This window comes from Shewanella sp. DC2-4 (genome assembly GCF_013248875.1).
In the GTDB taxonomy this organism is placed as follows: domain Bacteria; phylum Pseudomonadota; class Gammaproteobacteria; order Enterobacterales; family Shewanellaceae; genus Shewanella; species Shewanella oncorhynchi.
Map to the genome: position 1 here is coordinate 4,321,747 of NZ_JABRVR010000002.1, position 20,259 is coordinate 4,342,005.

At 45.6% G+C, this 20,259-nt stretch carries 9 protein-coding genes; 2 read left to right on the top strand and 7 right to left on the bottom strand.

The genetic code is table 11. The features are described from left to right. Positions 1 to 349: 349 nt before the first annotated feature. Positions 350 to 2,947 (bottom strand): bifunctional aconitate hydratase 2/2-methylisocitrate dehydratase, encoded by a 2,598-nt coding sequence (acnB, locus tag HQQ92_RS19620; protein ID WP_173247838.1) that lies wholly within the window; start codon positions 2,945 to 2,947, stop codon positions 350 to 352. Positions 2,948 to 3,381: 434 nt separating this feature from the next. Here acnB and hxpB point away from each other — a divergent pair, with 434 nt between their 5' ends. Together hxpB and HQQ92_RS19630 are read left to right on the top strand one after the other, a co-directional pair. Next, positions 3,382 to 4,041 (top strand): hexitol phosphatase HxpB, encoded by a 660-nt coding sequence (gene hxpB / locus HQQ92_RS19625; protein WP_173247840.1) that lies wholly within the window; start codon positions 3,382 to 3,384, stop codon positions 4,039 to 4,041. Positions 4,042 to 4,136: 95 nt separating this feature from the next. After that, the gene (locus HQQ92_RS19630; protein ID WP_028759308.1) at positions 4,137 to 4,478 is read left to right on the top strand and encodes a DUF2845 domain-containing protein; all 342 of its coding nucleotides are present in this window, start codon (positions 4,137 to 4,139) and stop codon (positions 4,476 to 4,478) included. Between the two features lie 81 nt (positions 4,479 to 4,559). Here HQQ92_RS19630 and HQQ92_RS19635 read toward each other — a convergent pair whose 3' ends face one another. From HQQ92_RS19635 to aceE, 6 genes are all read right to left on the bottom strand, one after another. Then, entirely contained in the window at positions 4,560 to 6,602 is a 2,043-nt protein-coding gene (locus HQQ92_RS19635; RefSeq protein WP_173247842.1) for a M13 family metallopeptidase, read from the bottom strand. 228 nt (positions 6,603 to 6,830) lie between these two features. Then, positions 6,831 to 9,047, bottom strand: a complete 2,217-nt coding sequence (locus tag HQQ92_RS19640) for a patatin-like phospholipase family protein (RefSeq protein WP_173247844.1) — start codon at positions 9,045 to 9,047, stop codon at positions 6,831 to 6,833. 281 nt (positions 9,048 to 9,328) lie between these two features. Beyond that, positions 9,329 to 13,801, bottom strand: a complete 4,473-nt coding sequence (locus tag HQQ92_RS19645; protein ID WP_173247846.1) for an EAL domain-containing protein — start codon at positions 13,799 to 13,801, stop codon at positions 9,329 to 9,331. A gap of 139 nt (positions 13,802 to 13,940) precedes the next feature. After that, on the bottom strand, positions 13,941 to 15,368 hold the full coding sequence (lpdA, locus tag HQQ92_RS19650) for a dihydrolipoyl dehydrogenase (RefSeq protein ID WP_105250398.1): 1,428 nt from the start codon (positions 15,366 to 15,368) through the stop codon (positions 13,941 to 13,943). Between the two features lie 147 nt (positions 15,369 to 15,515). Further along, positions 15,516 to 17,504: a dihydrolipoyllysine-residue acetyltransferase gene (aceF, locus tag HQQ92_RS19655; protein WP_173247848.1), complete on the bottom strand. Its 1,989-nt coding sequence runs from the start codon at positions 17,502 to 17,504 to the stop codon at positions 15,516 to 15,518. Positions 17,505 to 17,516: 12 nt separating this feature from the next. Next, entirely contained in the window at positions 17,517 to 20,183 is a 2,667-nt protein-coding gene (gene aceE, locus HQQ92_RS19660; protein ID WP_105250400.1) for a pyruvate dehydrogenase (acetyl-transferring), homodimeric type, read from the bottom strand. Positions 20,184 to 20,259 lie beyond the last annotated feature (76 nt).

A 20,259-nucleotide genomic window follows, 5' to 3' on the forward strand; every position in this document is an offset into this window, starting at 1 on the left:
ACAAGATACCCACCACTTACCCCCAAAGTTACCCACAATTCAGTCAAGGCTTCGCCTCTGTTTCGCATTATGTATAGCCAAAAGCCATCAGATGATTTGTTGATAGTTATGAAAATAGAAGAAACGGGGCTAAGTGCGAGATTGACCGACGGATCGGCTTAAATGGATTTTTTAATGACGACAACGCATGGCCATTAGTAAGTAGCAAGTTTGTGATGTAAGAACTAAAGGCATGACTATGATAGGGTTCATTGGTGCATATATGCATATAGATGTAGAAATAAAACAAACCCACAAAAAAGCCAGCTTATGCTGGCTTTTTACATCAAGTTACCTTAACGGCAATCGATTACACGGCAGTCTGGAAGATCACTTCCGATGCTTTTTTTGTGTAAGACTCGATTTGATCGAAGTTCAAGTAACGGTATGTGTCAGCTGCAGTTGCATCTAACTCTTTAGCGTATTCTTGATATTCTTCAGGTGACGGCAGACGACCTAACAGTGCAGCAACCGCAGCCAGTTCAGCAGAGGCTAAGTAAACGTTAGCACCTGTACCTAAACGGTTAGGGAAGTTACGGGTAGAAGTCGATACCACAGTTGAACCTTCAGCTACACGTGCTTGGTTACCCATACACAGTGAACAACCTGGGATCTCGATGCGCGCGCCTACACGACCAAAAATCGCGTAGTAGCCTTCTTCAGTCAGCTGATCTCTATCCATCTTAGTCGGTGGTGCAATCCACAGACGTGTTGGCAGGGTTTTAGCAAACTTGTCTAGCATCTTACCGGTTGCGCGGAAGTGACCGATGTTGGTCATACAAGAACCTACGAACACTTCATCAATCTTAGTTTGCGCAACAGATGACAGTAAAACGGCATCATCAGGATCGTTTGGCGCACACAGGATTGGCTCTTTGATGTCATTTAGGTCGATTTCGATTACTGCAGCGTACTCAGCATCTTTATCGGCGCTCATCAGCTCAGGATTGGCTAACCACTCTTGCATGCCTTTGATACGACGTTCAATCGTACGACGATCGCCATAACCTTCAGCGATCATCCACTTGAGCATGATGATGTTGGAGTTCAGGTATTCAATGATAGGTTCTTTGTCTAACTTGATGGTACAACCGGCAGCAGAGCGCTCAGCTGAAGCATCAGACAGTTCGAAAGCTTGTTCAACTTTCAGTGATTCTAAGCCTTCGATTTCCAGTACGCGACCAGAGAAGATGTTTACTTTACCTTTCTTCTCAACGGTCAGCATGCCCAGTTCAATGGCTTTTAATGGGATAGCATGAACCAGATCACGCAGTGTGATACCCGGTTGCATTTTGCCCTTGAAGCGCACTAATACGGATTCAGGCATGTCGAGTGGCATAACGCCAGTCGCAGCAGCAAACGCTACTAAGCCAGAACCCGCTGGGAATGAAATACCAATTGGGAAACGCGTATGTGAGTCACCACCCGTACCAACGGTATCTGGTAGCAGCATACGGTTTAACCATGAGTGGATAACACCATCACCTGGACGCAGTGATACACCGCCGCGATTCATGATGAAATCTGGCAGAGTATGATGTGTGTTCACATCCACTGGCTTTGGATAAGCCGCAGTGTGACAGAATGACTGCATAGTCAAATCAGCACTGAAACCTAAACAAGCTAAATCTTTCAGCTCATCACGGGTCATAGGACCAGTGGTATCTTGTGAACCAACAGAGGTCATCTTAGGTTCGCAGTATTGACCAGGACGTACACCCGCTACGCCACAGGCTTTACCGACCATCTTCTGCGCAAGCGTATAACCTTTACCGGTATCAGCTACGTCTTGAGAACGTACAAAGACGTCCGATAACCCTAAGCCTAATACGTCACGGGCTTTGTCAGTTAAACCACGACCGATGATCAATGGAATACGACCACCAGCACGAACTTCGTCTAACAAGACTTCAGTTTTTAAGCTGAATTCTGAAATCACTTCGTCGCTATCGTGACGCTTAACCACACCGGCGTATGGGTAGATGTCAATCACATCGCCCATTTCCATCTTGTTTACGTCAAGCTCGATTGGCAGTGCGCCCGCATCTTCCATAGTGTTGAAGAAAATCGGTGCAATTTTACCGCCAAGGCAGAAACCACCAGCGCGCTTGTTGGGTACGAATGGAATATCATCGCCCATAAACCACAGTACTGAGTTAGTCGCAGATTTACGTGATGAACCCGTACCCACAACGTCACCCACATATACTAATGGATGACCTTGTGCTTTTAATGCTTCAATTTTTTTCACTGGGCCAACGGCGCCAGCAACATCAGGCTCAATACCATCACGGGCGTTTTTCAGCATAGCTAACGCGTGCAATGGGATATCAGGACGTGACCATGCATCTGGTGCAGGTGACAAGTCATCGGTGTTGGTTTCACCAGAAACTTTAAATACTGTCAGAGTGACTTTGTCGGCCAGTTTTGGACGGCTTAAATACCAATCTGCATTTGCCCACGCTTCAACCACTTGCTTCGCAAACTCATTGCCCGCTTCCATCTTCTCAACCACATCGTGGAAAGAATCAAACATCAGCAGAGTGTGAGATAGCGCTTTAACAGCTAAAGGTGCTAACGCTGGATTATCCAACTGCGCGATCAGAGGTTCGATGTTGTAGCCGCCTTGCATTGTGCCTAACAACTCAGTAGCACGCTCAGCAGACAGAATCGGTGATTTTTCAGTGCCTTTGGCAACCGCATCTAAAAAAGCAGCTTTAACATAAGCAGCTTCATCAACACCTGGGGGAATTCGATTTTCAAGCAGGTCGAGAACGAAAGCCTCTTCACCTGCGGGTGGATTTTGAACTAACTTAACCAGTTCAGCCACTTGATGTGCATCTAATGGCTTAGGGACTACGCCCTCTGCAGCACGTTCTGCGACGTGTTTACGATATGCTTCTAGCACGGCAACATTCCTCTTTGTTTGGCGCTCTAACAACGAAACTGCACGTCTTCTTAATTGAAGCTGACAGTCCGACATGATCGACCCGTATTTCCGGCCTGCAGTATACTACAGCTTTGCAAAAGTATGAATCAGGTCACACTCGGCAAAAAGCGAAATAAGGACTAAATCCGGCGGCGAATGCCAACTTACGGGAAGATTAAAACAAGTGAAATTAGACAATAGTTTGAAAACAGACAAAAAACCATACACTACAAATAGTTAACAATGTTTCATTAATTTTAAATCGAACAAGCAATTTTCCGCGCCCCAGAGCAAATAGGTATAAATTTTTCTCATCTTGCTGCATTTTGGCTTTTAAGATGCAGTGCGAGAACTTACACTCAGGCTTAATTTACTGCATATCTCAGTTATTTCCTTAGTCCATCGGAGTACCAATGACATCCCTTAGCATTCAAGCCGTTATTTTTGATATGGATGGCGTTTTAATCGATTCAGAACCCCTATGGCAGCGAGTCGAGTATGAAGTGTTATCCGCACTCGGCGTGCCAGTGACGATAGAGACGATTCAACAAACCACAGGCTTACGCATCGATCAATGCGTCGATTATTGGTACCACAAGGCACCTTGGCCACACTATGATAATGCCAAGGTCAGCCAAACGATTGTTGATAAAGTTGCAAATGAAATTCTGGTTAGCGGCGAAGCTATGCTGGGCGTCCACGAAGCGATTGATCACTGCCAAGCGCTTGGCCTTAAAATCGGCTTAGCGACTTCATCCCCAAACACCATTATCCAAGCAGTATTAACGAAGTTAGATCTCAGTGAAAAGTTTATGGCGATAGAATCGGCTGAACACCTAATCTATGGTAAACCCCACCCAGAAGTTTATTTGAATTGCGCTAAGGCGTTAGATGTTGATCCCCGTTGTTGTCTTGCCATCGAAGATTCCTTTAACGGCTTAATTGCCGCCAGAGCAGCCAACATGCAAACGGTCGCGATCCCTGCGCCAGAACAAAGAGGCGATGCCAAGTGGATTATCGCCCATCATCAGGCCGAGAGTTTGTTGGCATTAACAACAATTTTGGCAAAATAACGTCACAACACACCGAGTTTCTGCTGGGCGGATAAGCTTAGTCTTTGCCCTACGGATAAATAGCACAATGGTGTATGCACCAGAAGGAATGCAATGTGAAGTACCTGTCCTTAATACTGCCCATGGGCTTAATACTCATGTCCACCTGTTTACCCGCTAGCGCAGGTGAGACCATGCACTGTAAACAACAAGTGATCAATACGGGCGATACTTTAACGACTGTGCAGGATAAATGCGGCTCGCCCAGTGATATTCGAGAATACAGTCTGCCCGCGACTTATCTCAACGCTAACGGAGACAGGGTGATCGATCCCAGCAAGTTGCCAACTGAGTATCAAGAATGGACCTATGACTTTGGACCAACACGCTTAATGCGTCGCCTGTATGCCACTGATAATAAAGTCACAAAAATTGAATCCTTAGGTTATGGACATTAATCGGCAGCATCATTGATTATTGTCATCAATAAGAAAAGCCAGACATTGTCTGGCTTTTCTTATTTCAATCTACTGAATGTATTACCAAATTTTCACACGCTCATCTGGTGTTAAATACATTTTATCGCCTTCTTTCATCTCGAAGGCCTTATAAAAGGCTTCCACGTTACGTGGTGTACCCATGGCACGATAATGGCTCGGTGAATGCGGATCTGTCAGCAAACGACGGCTCAGCTCTTCATCACGGTAATTACGGCGCCATACTTGCGACCAACCCACAAAGAAGCGTTGCTCGCCCGTTAAACCATCGAGCACAGGCGCTGGTTTGCCGTTAAGGCTCATCAAATACGAACGTGCCGCTACGGTTAAACCACCTAAGTCGCCGATGTTTTCCCCTAAGGTCAAATCACCATTAACAAACTTGCCGGGCATTGCCTCATAACCTGAGTATTGGGCAGACAACTGCTTACCGCGTTTTTGGAACTCTTCTCTGTCTTTATCTGACCACCAATCACGCAGGTTGCCATCACCATCGTATTTAGCGCCTTGGTCATCAAAACCATGGCTAATTTCATGGCCGATTACGGCACCTATACCACCGTAGTTAACGGCATCATCGGCATCCATATTAAAGAATGGCGGTTGCAGAATCGCAGCAGGGAACACAATTTCGTTTTTAACTGGACTGTAATAAGCATTCACCGTTTGTGGTGTCATGCCCCATTCGGTCCGATCAATTGGCTTGCCTAGCTTGTTGATCATGTCTTGATATTCAAACTGAGCGTAACGCATGTAGTTACCGACTAACTCATCAGCCTTGATATCTAAACCTGAGTAATCTTTCCATTTATCTGGATAGCCAATTTTGTAGGTAAATTTAGCCAGTTTTTCTTGGGCGGCGACTTTGGTTTCTGGCGTCATCCACTCAAGTTCATTAATGCTGACTTCAAAACCTTTGATCAAGTTTTTGATCATGGTTTCCATGCGTGCTTTAGCTTCTGGCTTGAAGTATTGCTTAACGTACTCTTCACCCACTAACTCACCAATCACTTGGTCGGCGCCATCAACCGCTTTTTTCCAGCGTGGCTGCTGCTCTTCGATACCCATTAAGGTTTTGCTCTTAAAGGCGAAGTTCAAATCAACAAAGTTTTTACTCAGTAACTCGGCGTAGCTATCCACTAAGTGGAACGCAAGATAATCCTGCCAAGCCGATACTGGGAATGTCTCGAAACTGGCGCCGAGTTTTTCAAAATAAGAGGGCTGACGCACGATCACTTCAGTCACTTTATCGCCTAAGCCCGCACTCGCAGCAAAGGCATTAAAATCGAATTGACCGGTTAACTTTTGCAGTTCAGCACGATCTAACTTGTTGTATGCCTTGTTGGCATCACGGGATTCGACTCGGCTCCACTGACTTTTGGCGATCATCATTTCGATGTCGGCGACGTTTTTAGCCGCGCGTTTAGCGTCCTTGTAACCCGCTTCGGTCAGTATGTCTGTCACATACTTGGCCATGGCTTGGCGATTAGCGGTAAACTTAGGATCATCTTTTAGGTAATAATCGCGGTCAGGCAACGTAAGGCCCGACTGGCTTAAATACACCGCATACTGAGTTGAGTTTTTAGCGTCATTATTGACGTAAAAACCAAAAGGAATACCAGAACCCGTCGTCAGTAATTTACCCATCACAGCGGGTAAGTCAGCGTGCGTTTTTGCGGCAGCGATATCGGCCAGCAATGGCTTAAGCGGAGTAACACCTAATGTTTCAAGCAAATCGGTATTCATAAAGCTAGCATTGAAATCACCGATTTTCTGTTCATTAGAGCCTGCAGCAGGATTCTTTTTAGCGGCCGCTTCGTCGATAATTTTCTTCAATGCATCTTGGCTTTGGTCGTACAACACAGAAAACGCGCCATAGTTAGATTTGTCAGCTGGAATAGGCGTATTTGCCAACCATTTTCCATTAACGCTGTAATAGAAATCATCTTGATGGCGAACTGAGGCATCAAAGTTTTGCAATTCAATGCCAGACACCGCGACGGCTTCAGTTTTAGGCTCAGTACTACAAGCCGCTAAACCTAAACTCAAGGCGATACTCAGTGCCAGTGTGCTTATCTTCTTCATTGTTTTCCCCAGCTTCCGTTGAGAGTTATTATTTTTCCCGCAAAACCTTAGCATCTTGACACGCCTCACAGTAGTAAGATTTTGTAAAAGGATATGACACTTTAGCGACACTCTTAGCTATTTCGGCAAGCTAACTTCCATAGGGATGACGCTTATAGTTTTTCCATCGACCAAAAAGTAAGGGCACAACCTCAGTCATGCCCTTAAGTCCTTTACACAAATCTCAAACTAGAAGTTTTTACCCACAAATAAATAGAAAGACTTATCGCCAAGATCTGTGATCCCAAAACCAAGTGCTGCGGGTCCCATGGAAGTATCAGTACCGATATAAAGACTCGATGCATAAATCAGATCGGTCAGAGTGACATCAGTGCGCTCGTCCCAGACATTTCCCGCCTCTAAGCTCCAACCTAGGTATAGAGGATAATCAGTCATACCTAGCGCATCACGCCCGAGATCATATTGATAAATAAAGGCCCCAAACACTTTATGTGCGCCCATAATTGAGTCTTTATGGTAACCAGATAGGTTTAAGAATCCTCCCAGCTCAGATAAATGCAGCGTATTGACCCCATCATTATTGTTAGTAGCAATTGATGCCTTACCAACAAAAGCGTGGTTACCAACACTCAAGGCACCTTTCCAGTCAGCCTCTATTTGCACGCTAAATTGGTTTTGATTATCGTCGATACTGTCATTGAAATCTTCATTGCGCACGTAGACGTTTAAGGTTACACGATTACCCGATGTCGGGAAGCTAATGCTATCTAAGCTATCGTAACCGAACCTAAAGTAAGCACCATAGGAACTAAAATCTAAGTCCTGCGTTAGCCAAACATCATTGACTATCGACCCCTTCTCTGCGACTAAGCCTAACTCAATCATCCCTTGTAAGGTGTAGTTATAACCTATGCCTAATTCAATCGTATGGGTTTTCTTGTCGAAGGTTAAGATACGACTGTTATTATCGTATAAGTCCCAATCACGGGTATCGTATTGATAGCGGGCACGGCTAAAGAACTGTTGGTCCCTGTCTAAAGGCTGATAAAACTCAGTTGCAAACAACTTTTCAATGCCGAGTTTGATCTCATTGCGCCACTCTCCACCATTAAAGGTCAAATCGGTCATGGTATAAGCCATGTCAAAACTGATGGCAGATTCTGAATTAAAGTCATCCTCCCAATTAAAGCCCAGTTGGAAATAATTCGGCCCCCAAGACTTAGCCTTAGTAGTGACAGTGAGTATGCGGCCATCCTCACCTTCTACAAATTCAGCATCGACACGTTCAAATTTATTGAGGGAGTAAATACGCTTTAACGCCTCATTAAGCTCGTCTTTAGATACAGCTTGCCCAGGTTTAATATCCAAGGTTTCCGTCAAGAGATTCAAACTCACCTTAGATTGGTTATCAAATACGATTTCATTAATGGGATGACGTACATCCGCCATTAATAATTTACCTTTGGCTTTTTTAGCCTCGACGTAGGCGGCATATTCCTCAGGGCTCACGCTCATACTGCTCAACTTATAAAGCTGACCATTAGCGGCTTCTTTTCCAAGGGTTAATGCCAGCGGCATAATAGTGAAATCAGTGGTGCTGAGGGCGTCAATCGCGGGGCGGATCAATACATCTTTATCTGTCAGTAATTGTTTTTGTTTTTCAGTGCTGGCATTGGTCAAAAAATTAGAGAGCTGATCGAGCACTGCGATAGTACTGTCTAATTTATCTTTTTTGACCAGAGGCGAGCCAATATCGACGGCGATAATAATATCGGCTCCCATGGCTTTAACCACATCGACGGGCATGTTGTTGGCAATACCACCATCGACCAATAACTTGCCTTCAATTTGTGCGGGCTGAAGTGCACCAGGTACAGTTGCAGACGCTTGCATAGCTTTAACCATACTGCCATGACTAATCACCACAGGTAAGCTAGTTTCTAAGTCGGTTGCAACCGCTCGGTAGGGAATGGCTAAATCATCAAAATGACCAAATTGCTGTACCAGATCTGTCGACTGACGTAAAAGTTGTGACATAGTCTGTCCACGTAGCAGACCACTTGGAGCCCTCACTTGGCCTTCGTTATAGCCAATGTTTAACGGAATATTGTAACGGTCGCGTAACTGTTTATCCCTGTAACTCAAAATATTGCGCGGTATGGTGTCCGAGTAGCCACTGTCCCAGTTGACCCCCATCATGATAGCTTCCACTTCACTCGCACTGTAACCCAGTGAATACATGCCAGCGACATAGGCGCCTATGCTGGTGCCCGCGATGTAATCAACGGGGATGTTATGTTCTTCTAATATTTTGAGCACGCCCACATGAGCGGCGCCTTTAGCACCACCACCACTGAGTACGACACCAATTTTAAGGCGCTCTGCAGCCAAAGACGGGGTAACACATAAACACAAAATAATAGAAGCGAGTAGTTGACGCATCATGTGAGGCTACTTTTTATGGGATAAAAATCCGAGTTATATTAACAAACTTATCGATTTAACCGTCAGTCATATTTTATCTGGACCGACTAGTGATAAGTTTGTGTACTCTTTATACAAACAGATGAAGTTTAATTGAATAAACTGCTAAACAAAATATCCATCATCACTGAAGACGATAACGTTTACATCTCAAGCTCACTGGCTTATATCGTGCAGACGATTGCCCATCAGCTGTACAAATATTAAGTATTCGCGAGCCAATAATAGACTATGTTTCTAGCTTAATGATCAATAGAGACGATTTTGTTATCTGTCTCTAAATAGCGCTCAAAATCATCAACGCACATAGGTTTAGCAAAATAATACCCTTGAATAATATAACAGCCACGGCTAAAGACTTGCTCTAACTGCTCAACCGTCTCAATCCCTTCAGCAACTACATTTAATTTAAGGTTACGGGCTAATTCAATAATACTGCTCACAATCGCCTGATCTGCGGTATTAGTGGCGATATCAATCAAAAAGGAGCGATCAATTTTTAGGGTATTGACTTCAAAATTACGCAAATAAGCCAGTGAAGAATACCCAGTACCAAAGTCATCGATGGCAACCTCGATCCCCAAAGATTTCAATCGAGTAAGATGGTCTTTAGCGACATGCAACTCCTTCATCAATACGCCTTCGGTGATTTCTAATCCTAAAGATGCTGTTGGCATTTGGGTTTCTTGTAAAATTCTTTGGATATCTTCAATAAAATCTGGCTGCCTAAAATGCACCGCCGAAATATTAACCGACAACTTAAAGCCCGAGCCATAGCGCTTAGTCCAATTGGCTCCCTGCACACAGGCTTGTCTTAATACCCAGCGGTCAATATCAACAATTAAACCGCAGGCCTCGGCGACTTTGATGAAAATATCGGGACGAATAAAGCCGTCCAGCGGATGTTTCCAGCGAATTAATGCTTCCATTCCTATGAGCTTATCATTACGCAAAATATCAATTTGCGGCTGGTAATAAAGCTCGAACTCTTGTCGTTCTATGGCTTTGCGTAAATCGGCCTCAAGCCGTAAATGATAGAGGGCTTGAGCATTACGCTCCGAGGAATAATATTGGAAATTCCCTCGCCCTTCTTCTTTGGCATGGTACATAGCAAGATCGGCATTCTTGATAAAAGCCTCTGGCTGCACCGCATCGTCGGGCCAAATACTGATGCCTATGCTGGTCGAAATATAAAATTCCCGACCATACAACTTAAAGGGCGCGACAATTTGCTCCAACAGGCGCTCGGCGACATGGTTAATATCGTCAATGCTGTTTGCATTGCGGAGTAAAATCACAAATTCATCGCCACCAAAACGACAGAGTAAATGCTCGCTGGAAATACAAGATTGCAGTCGGCTTGATGCTTCGACCAACAGAGCATCGCCCATGCTATGACCATAGGAATCATTAACATGCTTAAATCTATCGAGATCTAAAAACAGTAGCGCCAGTTTCTCACCTGTTTGCTGCGCAGCTTGAATCGACTGTAATAGACGGCTAGAAAATAAGGAGCGATTTGGCAACCCAGTAAGCACATCGTAATTAGCCAAACGGCGTAAATCGGCTTCAGTACGTTTACGCTCCGTAATATCAGAAAATACCACCACATAGTGGGTTACTTTCCCGTTAATGCTTTGCATCACCGAAACGTTTAGCCACACAGGACAAAGTTGCTGATTGGCGCGGATTAACTCCCGCTCTCCAGTCCAAGACTGACTATCACGGAGAAGTTGCTTGATTTCCGATGCTAATCCGTCATTCATCTGTACGAATTGTGCAAATGGTTGCCCGACTAAGTCGTCAGAATCTATACCAATAATTTGTTGCGCAGCGTAATTCGCAACGCGAATACCGCCTTCGACATCTAAAATCAACACACCTTCAGAGGTATTGCCAAACGCTTTCGCCAATAAATTAATTTCATCCTCTAGCTGGCGTTGCACAGTAATATCGCTATAAATACCCGCGACCCGTTCAATTTCATTTGAGTGCTTATTGCGAGCAACTGGCCGCCCTCTAACCCTCAGCCATCCCCAATTACCGTCCTTACGCTGATAGCGATATTCGGCCTCGAATCGGTCAATCTCACCCGCCATCATGTTGTCCCACTGAGCGAGAGCTTTCTCCCTATCCTGCGGATGCACAGGCAAATCCTCTAAGCTCACCACAATCTCATTGGCATGCGTACCAAGCACCGAACCGCGATTATCAAGGTGAAATGCCTGAGTATTTTTATGCCACTCCCAGAGATCTGAGTCACTGCCGCGCAAAGACTGCCTTAACCTGTCCTCACTCTCCGTTAATGCCAGATTCATCTGCTTAAATGTATTGATCTGTCGTTGTCGATACCAAGCAAGACTTAAAGCAATAATAGAAAATAACAGCAGCAAAATACCTTTAAAACCTTGGGATAACCACCAATGCTGCTCAACATAAAAAGGATAAGAGAACGGCTTATCTGACCATATCCCATTAACTTGACTCAAAATATCTAACACATAGCCACCCGCAGCTAATCCTGCGAGGTTGATCTGAGATTCCCCCTGCAACAAGACGTAATGGCTATCTTCATCCTGATAACGTAATCGGTATTTAAATTGAATTGGCGAATCATCGAGATAATCTAAGTTAGTGATTTGAAAACTCACCATATTCGCATCGGGTTTGATGGTCATCAGGTTACGCGGCAACAAGGATACTTCTGTCGTGTTGTTATAGTACACAGAGACAGATTCAAGCATCACATGGTCATCGGTTATACGATTAACCAGCCTATTGACATCGAGTCGCATCACACCTTCAGGTGTTCCTAAGTAAAAGCCTGTTTTTGGCGAATAAAAATAAGCGCCCTCGTTCATTTCATCGGAAATCAAACCATCGAGTTGATTAAACATGGCGATATTGCCTGTTTGAATATCCTGACGAATCAAAGAATCAGCACAACCCACAAGATTTGACTTAGGGGTCTTTTGAATAAAAAACACTGAACTACAATTTAATTGCCATTCGGAAGTCAGTGAAACTAACGATTCCGCCTGCTGCTGATATTCAAACAAACCTTTTTCATAGGAACCAAACCAGATAATTCCCGGGGACATTTCTTCAATATGGCTAATCGTTGGTTGTGCCGCAAAAGCATTAAATAAGTGCCGTTGATCATGAAACTCGTTTTGACTGTCTATGTAACCAAAGACTTTTTTACCGCCAACCCAAAGACGACCGTCTGAGGTACGATAAATCGTGCGGATCACTGGCCGCTTGGGGCCATCAAATTCGTTCGATGACTTATCAATATCAAATGGCTGGGGCTCATAGAGTCCCATTTCCCAAAAATAGAGTCCCGTGGTAGTCGCAATCCAGACGCGTCCTTTCAGTTTGGGATCCCGATAAGTTTTATATATGAGCTTATTTTTAAAGTCATCCTGACCGTGAGTCCATTTAGAAAAACTGCTGCCTTGCAAGGTCTCTTTATCAATAACAAAAAGACCACTGGTTGTTGAGATCAGTAAATAATGGTCCTCAAACTCACTAATATCATAAATACTTTCGTGGGGATTAAACCCCTCAATCGGAATGTTAATCGCTTTTTTACTGCCCTTAGCAACAAAATCTACACTGGAAGAACCGAGCCAAACCCCTTCATCACTGGCATGTACAGACCAAGTCATGGCATCGCTCAGCTGATAGGGTTCATCTGCCGCATAAGTATCAAGAATGAAATCAGGCGGTGACGCTAACAATGCCAATCCATCACCAGAGCCTCCAACCCACATCAAGCCTGCATCATCAAACAACATGGCTTTCAGCGTTTCCATGTTGGCCTCAGCCTTCAACTCTTGCTGATAATTCTCAATCAACCGCGTCTCAGGCGACCATTTTAACAAGCCAATACGACTGGCAAACCACAAATACCCTTTAGCATCTTCAATGATCGCTGTGCTCCAATCGGGTAATTCTGGCACAGGTGTAATTTGATGAGCGATTTGATCTAATTGATAAACACCACGCCCTGTCGCAATCCAGATCCTATGTTGAGTATCCTCCAACATATCGAGAATACTGCCCATAGATTCGGTCCAAGGGTATTGGAACAGCCGTTCGCCCTTGTTATCGAGGAGCTCTAGTTGCAACTGCCCCGCAACCAACATGTGTCCATTGGGCATAAGTAATAACTTGCGCCAAGGAAGGTCGCGATTAACAGCTAATTGAGTGATAAGGCGAAGTTCTGACTTTGAAGGGGAAAACTCATAGATCTGACCATTATCAATTAATAATCGCCATGTTTTGCTATTCTTGCGGGCTGCCGATATCAGCGCACCACCTGGAAACTGCGGGAATAGATAGGGAGAACCAAACGCGGTAAATTGATTTTGTACTATATCGTAAAGGTAAATCGCGGCATTAGTACTGACCAATAACTTGTCTCGGTCGATGTTCACCACTGTCGTTAAAAAGTCATCCGCAAGCCGTGATTCCGTGCCAATTTTATCAATGCGCCGCACCTTAGAATTACTGACCCGATACAAGCCCTGCTCAGTCGCTGCCCATACAAAACCATAGTCATCTAAGGCTAAACCTCGGATGCTAGTGACAGCTAAACCGTCTCTATCGGTAAAAACACGCTGCACAAAGCCGCCCGCCCAAGCCGAATGGACGCTAATCAGTGAAAGGATGAAACATGTCAGAATTGTTCTAATTATTTTTGTTTGCATGTGACAACTTACCGCATACCATAACTGTACTGTAGCAGCTCAATCCCTTCAATTCATCCGCTTGTTTACATAAAAGTTACAAAAAAATACAGGCAATAAAAAAGCGCTCAAGTGAGCGCTTTTTTAATCGACAGCTAAATTACTTTTTCTTTGCCTTTGGGTTTGGCAAATCAGTAATAGAACCTTCGTACATTTCAGCCGCTAAGCCGACTGATTCGTGCAGTGTTGGGTGAGCGTGAATGGTTAATGCTAAATCTTCAGCATCACAACCCATTTCAATCGCTAGACCGATTTCGCCTAACAGCTCGCCGCCGTTAACACCCACAATAGCACCACCGATCACGCGGTGAGTGTCTTTGTCGAAAATCAGCTTAGTCATACCTTCAGAACAATCTGACGCAATCGCACGACCACTTGCAGCCCATGGGAAAGTTGCGGTTTCGTAAGCAATACCTTGCTCTTTCGCTTCTTTCTCAGTCAAACCAACCCAAGCGACTTCTGGGTCAGTATAAGCAATTGATGGGATGACTTTTGGATCGAAGTAGTGCTTCATGCCAGCGATAACTTCAGCCGCTACGTGGCCTTCGTGCACGCCTTTGTGAGCCAACATAGGTTGACCAACGATGTCACCAATTGCATAGATGTGCGGTACGTTAGTACGCAGTTGCTTATCAACCTTGATAAAGCCACGCTCATCAACGTTAACACCTGCTTTTTCAGCATCTAACGACTTACCATTAGGTGCACGGCCAATAGCCACTAATACGGCATCGTAACGAACGGCTTCAGTTGGCGCGCTCTTACCTTCCATAGAAACATAGATACCGTCTTCACGGGCTTCGACCGCTGTGACTTTAGTTTCAAGGATCAGGTTGAATTTCTTCTTGATTTGCTTAGTAAATACGCGAACCACATCTTTATCAGCCGCAGGGATCACTTGGTCGAACATCTCAACCACGTCGATTTGGCTGCCTAAAGAAGCGTACACAGTACCCATTTCTAGACCGATAATACCACCGCCCATCACTAACAACTTGCCTGGAACTTCTTTCAGTTCTAATGCGTCAGTCGAATCCCAAATACGTGGATCTTCATGCGGAATAAATGGCAGTTTGATTGGGCGAGAACCCGCTGCAATGATCGCTTGCTCGAAAGTCACTTTAGTCACAGTGCCATCTTCAGCAGTCACTTCTAGCGTGTTAGGGCCAGTGAATTTACCAAAACCGTTAACCACGTTAACTTTACGCATTTTGGACATGCCGCCCAATCCGCCAGTTAATTGGCCAATGACTTTTTCTTTAAAGCCACGTAACTTATCTAAATCGATAGTTGGCTCGCCGAAGACCACACCGTGAGCGGCAACTGCTTTGGCTTCTTCGATAACTTTAGCAACGTGCAGTAAGGCTTTAGATGGGATACAACCCACGTTAAGACACACGCCACCTAAAGTGCTAAAACGTTCAACTATGATGGTTTCCAGACCTAAGTCAGCAGCACGGAAAGCCGCAGAATAACCTGCAGGACCTGCACCTAATACCACTACCTGAGTTTTGATTTCGTTACTCATGTTTTCCTCTAATTCTCATTCAATCCGTTGGAGGAGCTATCCTGCCAACCGAAAATGCGCCAGCGCGTAAGGTGGGCGCATTTTAACCTGTGTTTGATACTGATCACAATAAACAAAAGGCTGCTCAAGATGAGCAGCCTTATATGCTTACAGAACCAAAGTACGAATATCGGACAGAATTCCTGACAGCGTCACACTAAAACGTGCAGCCATGGCACCATCGATCACGCGGTGATCGTATGACAGTGACAGCGGCAACATCAATTTAGGTTCGAACTCTTTACCATTCCACTTAGGCTTAATTTCAGATTTAGACACACCTAAAATTGCCACATCTGGGTAGTTCACGATAGGCGTAAACGCCGTACCGCCAATACCACCTAAACTTGAAATGGTGAAACAGCTACCTTGCATATCAGCAGATTTCAGCTTGCCATCACGGGCACGGATAGAGATATCAGCCAGTTCACGAGATAACTCGATAATGCCTTTCTTATCCACGTCACGCACGACTGGCACAACCAAACCGTTTGGCGTATCAACCGCCACACCGATGTGGAAATACTTTTTCTGGATCAGTGATTCGCCATCAGAGCTTAAGCTCGAGTTGAACACAGGGAACTGTTGCAACGTTTTAGCCACAGCTTTCAGCATAAACACTAAAGGCGTGATCTTGTAATCGGCTTTTTTCTTCGCCGCTACATCGTTTTGCTGCTTGCGGAACTCTTCCATTTCAGTGATATCAGCTTCATCGAACTGAGTCACGTGAGGGATAGTCACCCAGTTGCGGTGTAAGTTAGGGCCAGAAATCTTCTGGATACGGCTTAATGGAATCTCTTCCACTTCACCAAACTTACTGAAATCAACTTTAGGTGCTGCAATCACTTGCAGACCACCGCCGTTACCTGAACCAACAGACGTTGCAGCAGTCGCTTTCGGACGCGACAGTTCGTATTTCACATACGCCTGCACATCTTCTTTCATGATGCGACCTTTACGGCCAGAACCTGTCACTTGGGTCAAGTCGACACCAAACTCACGGGCTAAACGGCGTACTGCAGGAGACGCATGTACCGCACCGGTAGACACAGGTGTACCTGCGCTTGGGTGATGGGGTACTGGTGGACGGCTTGCAGGTGCAGCAACGGGCGCCGCGCTCACTGGAGCAGGTGCCGCCGCTTGTGCAGCAGGTGCTGGAGCACTTGCTGTTGCAACAGAAGTAGTCTCAATCGTCGCAATGACGCTACCTTGAGAAACCTTGTCACCCACTTTAACAGTCAAAGACAGCAGTTTACCGGCGAATGGCGCAGGCACTTCCATGGTGGCTTTGTCAGTTTCAAGCGTAATCAAACCTTGGTCGGCAGTGATTTCATCACCGACAGAGACGAGCACTTCGATCACATCGACATTGCTGGCATCGCCAATATCCGGCACTTGAATTTCTTTTACCGCAACCACACTTGCCGCTGGTGCTGCGGCCACTGGCGCTACCGTAGCGGCAGGAGCAGCTTGGGCAGCAACAGTTGGCGCGGCTGCAGGTGCAGCGCCGCCCACTTCAAGCATGATGACTAAAGAGCCTTGCGACACTTTATCGCCAACCGCAACTTTAACGTCTTTAACCACACCCGCGAAAGGTGATGGCACGTCCATCGTCGCTTTGTCTGTTTCTAGGGTAATTAAACCGCTATCAACTTCAATCTTGTCACCGACAGCAACCAGGACTTCGATAACCGATACATCTGTGTCGCCACCGATATCTGGTACTGTCACTTCAACCACTTTGGTTGCGCCCGTCGCAGGAGCAGCAGCCACAGGGGCAGGAGCCGCTTGAACTGGTGCAGATGCTGGTGCCGCCTGAGCGGGTGCTGCAACTGGAGCCGGAGCGGCTGCTGCCGCGCCCGCCGCTTGCATCATAGCAATCAAAGTACCTTCAGATACTTTATCGCCCACAGCCACTTTCAATTCGGCTAAAACACCGGCGAAAGGCGCTGGAATATCCATAGTCGCCTTGTCGCTTTCGACGGTAAGAATCGATTCTTCTGCCGCTAGGGTATCACCCACAGCCACACAAATTTCGATCACTTGCACTTCATCGCCGCCGATATCAGGAACAAAAACTTCTTTTAATTCAGCCATTTTCATTGCCTCTTACGCGTACTGTGGATTGATCTTGTCAGCGTCGATACCATATTCTTTAATGGCTTTTGCTAACACATCGACAGGCAGCTCTTTGCGATCAACCAGTGATTTCAGTGCCGCAATAACGATAAACTTAGCGTCCACTTCGAAGTGGTGACGCAGATTCTCGCGGCTGTCTGAACGACCGAAACCGTCAGTACCTAACACTTTGTAATCGGTAGGAATATAAGCACGTAACTGTTCGCCGTAAATCTTCATATAGTCAGTCGCGACGATTGCAGGTGCATCACTTGAAATCACTTGGCTGATATAGGCTTGTTTTGGCGTTTCGGTTGGGTGCAGCATGTTCCAACGTTCAGCGGCTTGACCATCGCGAGTCAATTCGTTAAAGCTGGTCACACTGAATACGTCGGCAGTAATACCAAAGTCTTTCGCCAGTGCTTGCGCCGCTTTACGAGTTTGTTCAAGGATAGTGCCACAGCTCATTAACTGAACTTTGCCTTTACCTGAACCCGCAACCGTTTCTAACTTGTAGATACCTTTCACTATGCCTACTTCCGCGCCTTCTGGCATGGCTGGTTGCTCATAGTTTTCGTTCATTGTGGTCAAGTAGTAGAAGATATCTTCTTGATTTTCGCCGTACATACGACGGATACCATCTTGTACCACAACGGCGATTTCGTAGCCGTATGTTGGATCGTAAGTAATACAGTTAGGGATAGTGTTCGCCAATACGTGGCTGTGACCGTCTTGATGCTGTAAACCTTCGCCGTTAAGCGTTGTACGACCTGAAGTGCCACCGACTAAGAAACCACGAGCACGCATATCACCCGCAGCCCAAGCCATGTCGCCAATACGTTGGAAACCGAACATTGAGTAGTAGATGTAGAACGGGATCATAGGTGTATCGTTGACTGAGTAGCTCGTCGCTGCTGATACCCATGAAGACATAGCACCGAGTTCGTTAATCCCTTCTTGCAATACTTGGCCGGTTTTATCTTCACGGTAGTAAGCAACTTGGTCAGAATCCTGCGGAATATATTTTTGGCCTTCGTGAGCATAAATACCCACTTGACGGAACAAACCTTCCATACCGAAAGTACGAGCTTCGTCAGGAATAATTGGCACAATATTTTTGCCAATTTTCTTGTCTTTCAGCAGAGCTGTCAGAACACGAACGAATGCCATAGTCGATGAAATTTCACGGCCGTTAGAGCCCTGTAAAATCGAATCGAAAATCTTCAGTGACGGCACTTCCATCTCTTCGGTGAACTTTTGACGACGTTGTGGCACGCTACCATGCAGCGCTTCACGACGGCTCATCATGTACTTCACTTCTTCAGAATCTGGACCTGGGTGATAGAAAGGCAGATCTTCTAACTGGTCATCTGGGATCGGAATATTGAAACGATCGCGGAAGTAACGGATAGACTCAATACCCATTTTCTTCACGTTGTGAGCGATGTTTTTACCTTCACCCGCATCACCTAAACCGTAACCTTTTACGGTTTTAGCTAAAATCACCGTTGGGCGACCTTTGGTTTTTTGTGCGTGATCTAAGGCAGCGTACACTTTCACTGGATCATGACCGCCACGGTTTAAGCGCCAAATGTCATCATCTGACATGTTAGCCACCATTTCGGCCGTTTCAGGGTACTTACCAAAGAAGTGTTCGCGTGTATAAGCGCCACCTTTGGCTTTACAGTTTTGGTATTCACCGTCAACGGTTTCTTCCATTAACTGCAGTAACTTACCGCTTGTATCACGGGCTAATAATGGATCCCAGTAACGACCCCAAATCACTTTAACGACTTCCCAGCCTGCGCCGCGGAATTCGCCTTCAAGTTCTTGGATGATCTTACCGTTACCACGTACAGGGCCATCAAGACGCTGTAAGTTACAGTTAACGATGAAGACTAAGTTATCTAATTCTTCACGGGCCGCTAAACCAATCGCACCTAAGGCTTCTGGCTCGTCACACTCACCGTCACCTAAGAAACAGTAAACGGTTTGTGCTGAACAATCTTTCAGACCACGGTCAGTCAGATATTTCAGGAAACGCGCCTGATAAATCGCTTGGATAGGACCTAAGCCCATAGAAACTGTTGGGAATTGCCAGTAATCCGGCATCAGTTTTGGATGTGGGTATGAAGACAGACCCTTGCCATCCACTTCTTGACGGAAGTTAGCCAGTTGGTCTTCGCTTAAACGACCTTCTAAGAATGAACGCGCATAAATACCAGGGGCAATATGGCCTTGGAAATACACTAAATCGCCACCGTCTTTTTCATTGGGTGCGCGGAAGAAGTGGTTAAAACATACGTCATAAATAGTCGCGCTTGAGGCGAAGCTTGAAATATGGCCGCCTAATTCTAAATCTTTCTTAGAACCACGAAGCACCATAGCTAAAGCGTTCCAACGGATGATGGCGCGAATGCGACGTTCCATCTCTTGGTTGCCAGGCATGTGCGGCTCTTGACCCGCAGGGATAGTGTTCAGGTAAGCCGTTGTGGCGTTATAAGGCAAGTGAGTGCCATTACGACGCGCTTTATCGATCAGCTTTTCTAGTAAAAAATGCGCGCGCTCTGGGCCTTCCTGTTCCAACACGGCTTGCAGGGCATCAACCCATTCCTGAGTCTCTAACGGATCTACGTCTTGTAGCATATCTTCAGACATGACACTGTCCTTCTCTATATACATGATAATGAATGGTGTTTGCGGCATATTCCGATTTAGCTGGCAGCTAAATCAC